Annotated in this window: 11 protein-coding genes and 1 tRNA gene; 5 read left to right on the top strand and 7 right to left on the bottom strand. The window is 50.3% G+C overall.

Going from position 1 to position 11,391, the window contains the following annotated elements; all coding sequences use genetic code 11:
- The first annotated feature begins 12 nt into the window (after positions 1-12).
- A complete protein-coding gene (locus tag V6U78_RS07025) occupies positions 13-1,284 on the top strand; it encodes a class I SAM-dependent methyltransferase (RefSeq protein ID WP_405338842.1) in 1,272 nt (423 codons plus the stop codon).
- Positions 1,285-1,348: 64 nt separating this feature from the next.
- Here V6U78_RS07025 and V6U78_RS07030 read toward each other — a convergent pair whose 3' ends face one another.
- Entirely contained in the window at positions 1,349-1,786 is a 438-nt protein-coding gene (locus tag V6U78_RS07030; RefSeq protein ID WP_405338844.1) for a YchJ family protein, read from the bottom strand.
- A 260-nt stretch (positions 1,787-2,046) separates the two neighbouring features.
- Between V6U78_RS07030 and V6U78_RS07035 the strand changes: the two genes are divergently transcribed.
- The gene (locus V6U78_RS07035) at positions 2,047-3,621 is read left to right on the top strand and encodes a methyl-accepting chemotaxis protein (RefSeq protein WP_405338846.1); all 1,575 of its coding nucleotides are present in this window, start codon (positions 2,047-2,049) and stop codon (positions 3,619-3,621) included.
- Between the two features lie 45 nt (positions 3,622-3,666).
- Positions 3,667-4,065, top strand: a complete 399-nt coding sequence (locus V6U78_RS07040) for a hypothetical protein (protein ID WP_405338848.1) — start codon at positions 3,667-3,669, stop codon at positions 4,063-4,065.
- On the opposite strand, the gene V6U78_RS07045 is transcribed toward V6U78_RS07040, so the two are convergent.
- From V6U78_RS07045 to V6U78_RS07055, 3 genes are all read right to left on the bottom strand, one after another.
- On the bottom strand, positions 4,062-5,147 hold the full coding sequence (locus tag V6U78_RS07045) for a DUF3080 family protein (protein ID WP_405338850.1): 1,086 nt from the start codon (positions 5,145-5,147) through the stop codon (positions 4,062-4,064). The two genes, V6U78_RS07040 and V6U78_RS07045, sit on opposite strands and share 4 nt — an antisense overlap.
- A 1-nt stretch (position 5,148) precedes the next feature.
- Entirely contained in the window at positions 5,149-5,697 is a 549-nt protein-coding gene (locus V6U78_RS07050) for a glutathione peroxidase (RefSeq protein ID WP_405338852.1), read from the bottom strand.
- Between the two features lie 197 nt (positions 5,698-5,894).
- Entirely contained in the window at positions 5,895-6,350 is a 456-nt protein-coding gene (locus tag V6U78_RS07055) for a hypothetical protein (RefSeq protein ID WP_405338854.1), read from the bottom strand.
- A gap of 257 nt (positions 6,351-6,607) precedes the next feature.
- On the opposite strand from V6U78_RS07055, the gene V6U78_RS07060 reads away from it, so the two are divergent.
- Positions 6,608-7,189: a DUF4303 domain-containing protein gene (locus tag V6U78_RS07060; protein ID WP_405338856.1), complete on the top strand. Its 582-nt coding sequence runs from the start codon at positions 6,608-6,610 to the stop codon at positions 7,187-7,189.
- A 186-nt stretch (positions 7,190-7,375) separates the two neighbouring features.
- On the opposite strand, the gene V6U78_RS07065 is transcribed toward V6U78_RS07060, so the two are convergent.
- The 3 genes from V6U78_RS07065 to V6U78_RS07075 form a co-directional block, all read right to left on the bottom strand.
- On the bottom strand, positions 7,376-9,283 hold the full coding sequence (locus V6U78_RS07065) for a methyl-accepting chemotaxis protein (protein ID WP_405338858.1): 1,908 nt from the start codon (positions 9,281-9,283) through the stop codon (positions 7,376-7,378).
- Between the two features lie 267 nt (positions 9,284-9,550).
- Positions 9,551-9,640, bottom strand: a tRNA-Ser gene (locus V6U78_RS07070).
- An 84-nt stretch (positions 9,641-9,724) separates the two neighbouring features.
- The gene (locus tag V6U78_RS07075) at positions 9,725-10,339 is read right to left on the bottom strand and encodes a TetR/AcrR family transcriptional regulator (RefSeq protein ID WP_405338860.1); all 615 of its coding nucleotides are present in this window, start codon (positions 10,337-10,339) and stop codon (positions 9,725-9,727) included.
- Between the two features lie 211 nt (positions 10,340-10,550).
- On the opposite strand from V6U78_RS07075, the gene V6U78_RS07080 reads away from it, so the two are divergent.
- Positions 10,551-11,348 carry a DUF599 domain-containing protein gene (locus V6U78_RS07080; protein ID WP_405338862.1) on the top strand — a complete coding sequence of 266 codons (798 nt, stop codon included), beginning with the start codon at positions 10,551-10,553 and terminating at the stop codon, positions 11,346-11,348.
- Positions 11,349-11,391 lie beyond the last annotated feature (43 nt).

The following is an 11,391-nucleotide window of genomic DNA, read 5'->3' on the forward strand; positions in this document are numbered from 1 at the left end:
GGAGAGCGAACAATGAAAGTACAAGAGCCCTGTTTAATCGTGGATCAATCGACCTCTTGGACAGTGCGTTTGGCCCGCCAACTGGTGATCAAGAGCCTGAGCCGTTTAAAAAACATCCAGATCAGCGTGCAGGATCAAGATGGGGAGTGGCGTTTGGGCGATGCGCAGGCTCAGCCTGAACAACGCTTTGTGGTGCAGCTCAAGGAAGTGCGCTTGTGGCGCGAACTGTTGCTGGGTGGCAGTTTGGCCGTTGGCGAGGGCTATGTTCAAGGTCACTGGTGCTGTGAGGACCTGCTGGGTTTACTGCGTGCTTTGGCCGCGCAGGTTGAGGCCTTGCAGCAGGGGTTAGATCATCCCCTCAAGCGCTGGTTGACGCCAATGCATCGGTTGGCCCACTGGGTGAATCGCAATACCAAAACCGGATCACGGCGTAATATTCAGGCCCACTATGATCTTGGCAATGATTTTTTTCGGTTATTTCTTGATCGTCAGCACAAGATGTATTCGAGTGCGATCTACCCTCATGCTGAAGCTGATCTCGAAACCGCCTCGACCTATAAGCTAGAGATGATTGCCCGCAAGCTGGATTTGCAGCCTGAGGATCATCTTCTGGAGATCGGAACAGGCTGGGGTGGCATGGCGATCTACGCCGCGCAGCATTATGGCTGCAAGGTGACCACCACGACCATCTCGCGAGAGCAGTATCTGCATGCGCAGCAGAAGATTGCTGCCGCAGGACTGGAGGACCGCATCGAGCTGCTGTTTGAGGATTATCGTGATCTGACCGGCCAGTATGACAAGCTGGTCTCTATCGAGATGATCGAAGCCGTGGGCCATGATTTTCTGCCTGTTTACCTGAAAACCCTGGCCGCGCGGTTAAAACCTGAGGGCTTGGCCTTGATTCAGGCGATTACGATACGCGATCAGCGCTATCATCAGGGCGTGAAACGGATGGATTTTATCAAGAAGTTTATCTTTCCAGGCGGCTTTTTACCCAGTCTCACCGAACTGATGGTGCAGTTGACCGATCATACCCAACTTAATGTGATCGATCTGGATGAAATCGGCTTGCATTATGCGCGAACGCTGGCGGATTGGCGCGAGCGTTTTGATGCGCAGCTGGATCAAGTGCGCGCGCTAGGGTATGACGAGCACTTTATACGCATGTGGACCTACTATCTGGTTTATTGTGAAGCTGGCTTTCGTGAGCGCAGTATTGGCACCGCCCAGCTGTTGCTGGCTGGCCCACAAAACCGCGCGGCGGCTTGGAATGGCGGTGCATGAACGCGCTGATGCACTCCTGCGCTTGCTGATACGGCGTTGAGCAGAGGCGCGATGAAAGCATCGGCTAGTGTGAGGATTCAAGGCTCAACGCCGAATGGTAAAGCCAGCGCCCAGCCTCCTTGAGAAACAGGGATTCTTCTTGCAAATAGCCTAGGGAGCGAGCCGATTCTGCAGACGAAGCCTGGGCGTAAAAAGCCCGAAACTTCACCTGCCCGCGCTCTTTTTTGGTTTTGCTGCTGATGATTCTTAAGCTGTGCCATGCTGGGCTATCGCTGAGATCCAGCTCACTCGGGCGAGTCTCTGGATGCCAGGTTGCCAATAGATAAGCGGCCTCACCAAGGTGATAAGCAGTAAAGCGCGAGCGCATCAACAGCTCAGGTGTCGCTGCAATCCGTTCACCTCGAATCAGAGGCGCGCAGCAGGTCTCAAAAGGGCGCGCTTGCCCACAGTAGCACTTCGACATCTTCTCTGCCTTATGATGAAAGAAGGCCAATTCTAGCATGGTGACCTCCCTAGTTAAGGCCTTCTGAAGAGGGAAGATGATTTATACCGTTTTCTTATTAGATTTATAAAAAGACTAAAACCCCACTTTATTTATTGATAAGTCAGACATACTTTTTTTATCTCAATGTTACTGATTTTATCTTGTATGACACTCTCTTCTCACTATAGGGTGGCGGCTTTGTTTCAATTCACTGGCAATCGTGATTTGGCACTGATGCATCTCATATTGATACCCCCTCATTTAGGCATGGATAATAGATGAAAAAGCTGCTCCTTCTGATCTTATGCGGCATGTTTGCTTTGGCTGCTGTTGCAAGTATGGTGGCGACTGCGATGATTTCTCATCATGAAATAGATCGTATTATTTTAAAACGCTCGCAAGCACAGGCTGAAATGCTGGCTCAACAGGCCGTTTATATTCTTGAAAATGCCGCACAGCCAGAAGAAGATTTGCAAAGCTGGCTCGAAACGCTTGGTGCACGCCCTGATATTAGCTATGCCATTTTGATCAATCGCGATGTTATGGCTGTAGCACATAGTGATGCCGAACGTATTGGGCGAACTTATAACGATGACTATACGATCGCGGGTGCACGTGATGGTCAGAGTCAATATTCAAGATGGTTTGCGGATTTACAGGATGTCTGGGCTTACGATCTTATGGTGCCTGTTTATGTTCATGGTGCCCTTTGGGGAGCCTTGGATCTAGGTATTCCCATTACGGAGGTAGATACCGCCGCTCGAGGCATTCTTTTGACCCAGCTGCTGGCCATCAGCTTGATCTTTTTGCTCTGTATTAGCCTTCTTTTTTGGTTACTTGGCCGTTTGTTTTCTCCTCTCAAAAGTCTTGAGTTGGCTTTAACTAATATCTCTCAAGGTGATGGTGATTTAACCCATCGCTTACCCGTCATTGGCCAGCACGAAATACGCAATATCTCTGTTGCCTTTAATACTTTTGTAGAAAAGCTGGATCAGATTATTAGTCAGGTTGTTCAAACAGGGGTGGCTCTTGCTGGGTCGGCAAGCAGTTTAGAAGGTCAGTCGAAGGTTTCTTTAAAGCGTGGTCAAGAGCAGAGTGGGCAGGCCATCCAGGTTGCAACAGCCATGAATCAAATGATCGCCAGTATTCATGAAATCTCGCGCCATGCTGCCCAGGCAGAGCAGGCGGCGACACGTGCCGATCAGGAGGCGCAGATTGGACAGCAAACGCTGCAAGAAGCCAGTCGGACCATCGATCAGCTCAATGATGAGATGGAGCAGGCAACGCACACTATCCATGCCTTGGCTGAGCGCACCGACTCTATCGCTTCAGTTCTGGATGTGATCCGTGCTATTTCAGAGCAAACGAATCTTTTAGCCTTGAATGCAGCAATAGAAGCGGCACGAGCGGGTGAAGCCGGTCGGGGGTTCGCAATCGTTGCCGATGAAGTCCGTGGTTTAGCGACAAAAACAGCCCACTCAACCCATGAAATTCAAGTCACGATCAATCAATTACAGCAAGAAGCCGAGAATGCAGTCCAAGCGATGCAGCGCAGTCGTCAGCTGACGCAACGGGGCACAAGTGCAACCGGTCAAGCCTTATCTGTTTTGCAGGGGATTACCCAGCAGGTCGGCCAGATCGTTGATTTGAATACCCATGTGGCCGCAGCAACAGAAGAGCAATCATCGGTTGCCAATGAAATCAATCAGAATATGGAAACTGTTAATGTCTCTGTGCAAGCGGGCTTAGAAGATAGCCATCGCCTTGAAGATTCAAGCCAAGATTTGGCCGAGCTAGCAAGAAAACTTGACTTCCATGTCGGTGCATTTAAAGTCTCCGGTGTCGCCTCCTAAGGACAAGCATTGTCAATCATCTTCACAGTAAAAAGGAACAGAGCCATGCACATCGGCATGATAAGAGGAATTGGATTCGCGGGCGCTTTACTGCTGGCCAGCAACACGGTCCACGCTCAGCAGACTGAACGCCAAGAGTGGATGGATTTTATGCTCACCATTTTGCCTTCTGCTTTTTGTGATTCGCGCCAATATTTTCGCCAATGCTTTGATATTAGTGCCGACCTTTGTGTGGATACCGCGCGCGTGGCCACGCGTAACTGCTTAAGCCAGTATGAAGGCCGCTTACCTGCCGTATTGCAGCAACCGCGTGATGGACAGCGCTGGGGTGAGCAGATAGGTCAGTGTGCTGGACTCAGCTTTGAAACAGCCTTGAGTGATCGACTCAAAAACACCGCCTTGTGTCAGGATGCCGATTATTGGGTGCGTCAGATGCAGCGTTAATCCGTTTGCACCACTTCTAGCCCAACCCGAAGACCACATTGATGCAGCAAGGCTTCCCATAAGCGGGCATGTTCACGATGTGCTTGCTGAAAGCGCCGCCAAGGGGTAGCAGGCTCGGCTGGATCAATCCAGTTTTGCCGCCAGGCTTGAATCACCTCAGGGGCATCTGGCTGATCCAGAAGTTGATTCAGCGCAGGCAGCCAGATGTGTGACTGGCGCTCTAACTGGGCCATCCAAGGCTGGATCTCACCAATAAAAGTCTGCAATAGAACACGTTGGCTGGTTTGGGCGCGCGGCAAGCTGGGTGTAGGCTGCGGGCAAAGTGGTGGGCCGGTGAGGCGAGCATCTAGTTGCCTTTGGGCTGCTTTGAGTGTGGCTTCGGCCAGGATCAGGCTTTGAAGTAGCTGCCCAACCGAGGCCTGATCCTGTAAAGGCTGCAAATAAGGGCCAAGGTGGAGGAGCGTGACTTGTTCTTCAGTATGGCGCCACTGTTGATCCAAGCTCAACTCTTGCTGCAAGGTTAGGAGTGTCTCCAGTAAAGCTTGGGCCTCCTGCTCTAAAGGCTGAGCGGCGAGGGGCAGAGGGCCGCGACTCAAGCGCATCAAACCACGCATTTCTTCACTGGCAACCAGAAAATTCCAAAAAATGGCTGGAAGACGTTGATCGACCTGCTCGATCAGCGGCCGGAGTTGTTCGGCGAGATCTTCTTGCTCCATCTGAATCGCCTGCCGATAACAGACATGAAGTCGCTGACTGAGTTCAAGCTCATATTCTAAGCGCAACGCCAAGGGCATCACACGGCCAAGCTGATTATTACGCTGTGCAATCAGGCTGAGCAGATCAGGGCAGGAGCGCAGCGCATAGGTTTCAAACACACCAAGGCGGATCTCCGTAAGAGGCAGCTGACTCATCGAAGCGGGGGGCCATGCAGCTAGGGTCCTGATCTCAAGATCAGCCGGCTCGGTCGGCAGTTCGAGTGCACGGTTTAAGCGCTCGAGATAGCGCGTTAGTGCATCTTCTGTCGTCAGTGGCTGGCAGCCACTGAGCCATACCAGCAGGCAGATCGTCCAAACAAAGCGCATCTTAATTCAGCATCTGCTCAATCAAACCCTGTAGTTGTGGCGCATCAGGCGCAACCCGACTACCAAAGAAGCCCACCAGCTCGCCTTCGGCATTAACAAGATACTTATGAAAATTCCAGCGTGGTAGGGCTGCACCCTGGCGCTGTAATTCAGCAAAAACAGGATTGAGCTGCCCCCTGGTCACTGAGCTGGCCGCCATCATCGGGAAGGTGACGCCATAGTTGATAAAGCACACCTCAGCGGTACGACTTGCATCACGCGCTTCTTGCATGAAATCGTTGGAAGGAAAGCCTAAGACCACCAGTCCACGATCACGATAGGTTTGATAGAGGTCTTCTAAGCCGCCAAACTGGCTGGTAAAGCCACAGTAACTGGCCGTGTTGACGATCAACAGCGGCTGACCCGCAAAATCGCATAAATTCTGGGTTTCAGTCGAATGCAGCAGAGGTTGGGTGGATTGCAGGATAGGTGGGCATTGCAAAGGTTCGGCTTGGCTGGTCAGGCTGAAGCCACTGAGGAATAGGGCAAAAAGGAATAGGCGCAGGGTCATAGTGATCACCTCAGTTCAGCGGTTTGAATTCAGGTGAGTGTTGACCAAAATCAATGCTTAATCAAGTTTTGTATAGCTTTTGTTTGCCCTTTGCCTCGATTTTCAGACGGGCGTGACCTTGCTCAGATCACGCCACATCACAGGGCTTCTGCCTCACGAGGGGGCAAGCTCAATGCTGGTCTGCCTCCCGTAGCTGATCAACAATAATCTATCTCGTGACTCGCCCCTGCTTTCTGGCTTAAAGCCAGAGCCTGCTGAGCCTGTTCTGCAAAAGGTGGTAAAGTCTCTAGCGGACGTCCTAGTTGATGACTGATTTGAACAAGAGAAAAGGACATCGCCTCAGTCACCTTTTGAGGGTAGTGTGCTAAATCATTAAAATAGCTCCCCGAGACGCTATTGAGTCTGGCCTCAAAAGCTGCTGTGCCACGCCAATCATAAAACCGAGTATGCGTTTTAGCCCGATAGGCTTGCCCATCGCTGATCAAGTCATATTCAAGGATGACAGAAATCTCAACATAACCATCAGATTCACCAATTAAAAAATACGCGTCGGCTATGGTGATCTTGGGCTCGACAGAGTCTACTTTCTCTAGAGAAACCAATTTGCAGGCATCCTGAATCTCTTCTGTTAAAGGTGGTAAGCTGCTTGTCATCAATGGGGATCCTTTTTAGAGCGGCTTTTCTAGGGAACCTCCCTAGGCTTCTTGTCTTGTCATCAATGATGAGACCGAGAAGCAAAGCCAATGAATTTAAAGGCGCAGTATAATCGAAAAGATACGGATTATTGAGCCGAGTAGATCATGATATGAATAAATAAGTGATGCAGATCCTTTTTCAAGAAACGTCTGCTTGTTTAATGCTTGTTGGATAGATCAGAATACGAAGCTTGAAGTCACTTGAGAGAGATAAAATGAGTTTTCAGAAATTACAGCAAAAGATCGTTGCTGCCGGTAAAATAGCTTTCCCCGCCATTCGTGCCCAGCATCCTGACGAGCAGTTTTATTTTTTTGGTTTGTATACCTCTGGGAGTTATAGCTATGTGACTCCAACCTGTTCAACCTATCAGGGGTTACAAGCAGTGGTTGAGGCTTATCAAAAAGAGGCTTACTTTGCGGCCATGCCAAAAGACGAACTAGTCAAGAGCCTCAAATGGTCCCCTTGCGATAGTCCTTTACATACCGAAGGTGAAGATTACTTTGAAGAGTTAGATGCTGAGCTTCTTTTTATTGATGAAGAGCTAGACCGGTTGTATAGCGGCAAGCCTGATGAGAAAGAAGTCGATGCATTTGTCCATCAAATTGAAAACTGTCTGATACAGGCGATGAAAGAGTTGGATGCGGCTGGTGTTTTTGGTACCCCTGCAGAAAGAGCGCAGATCACGTTAGGGATTATGATGGGAGATCAAAGTACTGAAGACAGAATCCGTTTTGTTAAAGCGCTGAATTCACCTGATCTGGCGGCGCAGTTTGTGCTTGATCACGCAGATTTGTAGACCTTCTTTCAAACAAAATAGTGATGGGTATCCGCAAGCTGGCTGGATATCAGTGCCAGCATGTTTTCGCTTCGCCTGGCGACTCACATCAATGCAAGTCGCAGGGGCCCACCAGTGAAGAAACCTCTGACTCACTATGGCGCTTGCTGATGTTGCGTTGATCAGAGGTTCCTTGGCGGCGTATCTTTAAAGCTTGAAGCGGGCCACCAGATTTTGAAGCTGAGAAGCCAGAGTCGCCAGAGATTCGCTGGCATGCAGCGTTTCTTGCGCTCCGAGCTGATTTTGCTCCGCAATCTGATTGATTTTGTTGATGTTATGGTGAATCTCACCCGCCACAGCAGTTTGCTGCTCAGCAGCCGAGGCTATCTGCTCGTTCATGCTGCTAATATGGCTGACGGCACCAATAATCCCACCGAGTGCAGAAGAGGCATGTTCTGCGCTCTGTATGACCTGCTCGGCATCCTGTTGACTTGTCTGCATCGCATCCATTGCTTGACTGGCTCGTGCTTGTAAATCAGCAATGATGCGTTCTATTTCTCCGGTGGATTCTTGCGTACGACGAGCCAGAGAGCGCACTTCATCAGCCACAACGGCAAACCCACGCCCGGCTTCACCTGCGCGTGCGGCTTCAATCGCGGCATTCAGGGCGAGAAGATTCGTTTGCTCGGCAATGGTTTGTATCACTTCCAACACAGTATGAATCTTCTGCACCTGATCACCCAGCGCAGAAATCACGGCTCCAGTGGCTTCGATATTGGTTGCCATCGTGCCGATTCTGGTAATGGCATGCTGTACGACCTGCGCACTTTGATGGGCATCCTGATCGGCACTGCGCGCTGAATCAGCCGCCTTGCCTGCACTGGCGGCCACTTCTTGCACGGTAGCCACCATTTGATTCATAGCCGCTGCCAGCTGCTCGCTTTCTTGGTGCTGTATCGCGATACCTTGGTGGCTTTTAAGATTAATGGCTGACAGATCCTCAGCAGAGCGAGCTAGGTAACGAGATGATGCTGCGACTTCGGTGAGTGCTTGTTGAAAATCATCAATCAATTCATCAAATGCTTGCCCAAGCGCTCCAATTTCATCCTCACCTTGCACTTGCGTGCGGATGGTTAAATCCTTGGTGAGATGTATCCGGCTAGCCGCTTGATGCAAAATGGCGATACGCTTGGTCAGCTGGATGGAGGGCAGGATAAGGATCACGGCCAGCAGCAAACCAATCAGTGCCACCCCAGTCGCAATATAAGCAGAGCGATCTAAGACCTGTTGCTGCACCTCTGACGTCGAATAGCCAGCGACGAGCGTATAGCCCCAAGGCGCGAAAGAGAGTTGCTTAAGTGTCCATTCATCTGTTTCGGCACTCAGAATAGCCGTAATCTGCTGGCTAGTGAGATGATCAGAGTGCATGCGTAAGCGTTGATCCGCATCCAGCAAGGCCACAAAGCCTTGTTGCATGATGCGCGCGCTTTCGAGCATATCAGCGAGAGGGGCAAGATCAGCTGAATAGCCAACATACCAAATGCCGATGACTTCACCTTGTTGATTTTGAATCGGCTCATAACCGGTTAAAAAAGGTTGGCCAAGTATATCCACTTGACCGTAAAAAGCTTCGCCTTGGTTCAGGTGTCGAATTGCGGCACCATTGGGGTCGAGGCGGGTGCCCACCGCACGTTGCCCTTGTGCATTGGTCACATTGGTTGCGATACGAACAAAATCCTGCTGATCACGCGTAAAAAGGGTGGCCGTACCGCCCATGATTTCAGTGACGCCATCGACCAGCTCAAAGTGCAATGCCTGAGGTTGCTCTCCAAGCAACAGATCAGGCGCAACACCAGCGCCCAGCTGAATGGGGCGACCCAAACTAGGCGTGCCTAGAGCCAAACTGCGCTGCATCAACAAGCGCATACTGCTAGCAACCTGTTCTTGCATCAGATTATCAGTCAATGAGAGTAGGCGATGGGCCTGATGCAAACGATCTGCCGCCACTTCTTGAGCAAGGCGATGAAAGGATTTCCACTGCAACACAGCCAGCACCAGCGTAATACTGAGTGTCAGCGCCAGCAGGACTAAGGCAATTCTTTTTTGAAGACTCATGCAGATGTTCCGCGCCAATAAAATAAAAGAGAAGGGGTGAACAGCAAGTTGATTCGCTCACCCTAGCTTATAGCCGCCAGCTAAGCGTGTTTCAACACTGAGATCTGAGGGGTGTCCATCAAGGAGCGGTGATTCTAAAGCGGGGCTGATCGCCAAAGACCCACATAAAAACCCACATTAAAGACGATACACCATGCGCCATGATGACACGGCATATAGCACCAAACAAAAAAAAGCGCCCCGTAGGGCGCTTGATTTATATGTTTGTGGTGGAGGGCCAGGGATTCGAACCCTGGGAGGGCTCACACCCTCGTCGGTTTTCAAGACCGATGCTTTCGACCGCTCAGCCAACCCTCCAACTCGGCGCGTATATTATCAGGATTTTCTGAGGCGTCAACACTTTTTTAAAATTTTTTAATCTTTTTGCGAGCTTAGCGTGCATTAGCGAGTTGAGGCTGGGCGATAGAGCAGCAGAAACTTCTGAATGCAGTAGTCGATGTGCTTTTGGATGGCTTCACTCGCTGAGTTTTCGCCAGTCATAATGTACTTCGGTCGGAAGTAGGCATTGAGGGCACCTTGAAAGAAAAGGGCTGCTTGCTCGGCATCATCGACTTGTAAATTACCTGCCGCATCTTGACGCTGCAAAAAAGTCACCAGAAGCTGGCGGTCTTTTTCCATTCCTGCTTCAAAAAACATGCGTCCCAAAGAGGGGAAGCGTAGGGCTTCCGCGATCATCATCCGAAAAACAGCCGAGTTTTCTGTTGAACTCAAATCAGCCAGCTTACGCTGCGCATAGATTTGCAATACCTTCTCGACATCCTGTCCCACGACAGCGGCTGAAGCCATAAAGGCATCTTCACACTCGCACATTTGGCCAGCGACAGCGACAAACAAGGTGTCTTTGTTACCAAAATAATTATAAAGCGTTTGCTTGGCGACTCCGGCCCGCGCGGCGATATGATCCATGCTGGTGTTTTGGTAGCCATTCTCTAAAAAGGCATCTGCCGCCGCTTTCAGAATCTGGTTTTGTTTTTCTGTTGGTACAGATTTAGTCATAGTCGATCCGCAAGCAAAAAGAACTTTCAACTTGCCATCTTAACAAATTTGTGAGCAAAAGGTGAGTTCGGCCCTGCGATGCTGCCGTAAGAGCCAAAGCGAGAGCCAGTCTTGAGCGTCTCTCTGGGGATGCCTGACTGTCCCTAGGCGGAGATGGCATCACTAGAGTAGAATTGCGCCTCTCAACCACTTGATGAATCGGGAGCAGATCTTGCCAAGCTTACTTCTTGAGGCTTTTTCCTGGCTGGATTGGCTGGCCTTTGGCTGGTACGTCCTCTGTTGGGCCTGGTACTACGAGTATAGCCGCCGTAATCAGCGCAATCGTCGTTGCCTCGCCGGTGTCATGCATATGTATCGTTATGACTGGATGACACGTTTGCTGGAACGGGATGCGCGTATAGCGGATGCCACCATCATGACCCATCTTGAACGCAATGGCGCTTTTTTTGCGTCGAGCTCCTTGCTGATTCTGGCCGCCTTGTTCGGTCTATTAGGTTCGACAGATCGGGCAATGGGTATTTTGAGTGAGCTGAGCTTTACCGGACAGCAGATGACCTCGATTGGTTTTGAGGCCAAGCTCTTATTGTTAATTGCTTTATTTATCTATGCTTTTTTCACTTTTACCTGGTCCATGCGCCAGTATAACTTTTGCGCGATTTTGATCGGCAGCGCGCCCTTACCCAGTGATCCGAAAACCACAGCAGGGGCCAAGAAGATGTTTGCGATTCAGGCCGCGAATGTGATTGATCTGGCCGCGAACCAGTTTAACTATGGTTTGCGCGCCTATTATTTTGGGCTGGCTCTGCTGGGTTGGTTTTTGGATCCGCTGATTTTTATGGGCAGCACCTTGCTGGTGGTCAGTATCTTGTATCGGCGTGAATTCCACTCCAAAACCTTGAAAGCACTGGCTTCAGGAAAGGATATGCAGTTGAAATTCAAAGGGATACTACAACGCGAAGATTTTCCAGCTGAACCTTCTGCCCTAGGACAGGATCATAAAGAAGGCTAAAATGCTTCCAAATGGTGCACCTTAATGGGTGCCTTTCACTTTT

The sequence above is a fragment of the Marinospirillum alkalitolerans genome (assembly GCF_045055655.1).
In the GTDB taxonomy this organism is placed as follows: Bacteria; Pseudomonadota; Gammaproteobacteria; order Pseudomonadales; family Halomonadaceae; genus Marinospirillum; species Marinospirillum alkalitolerans.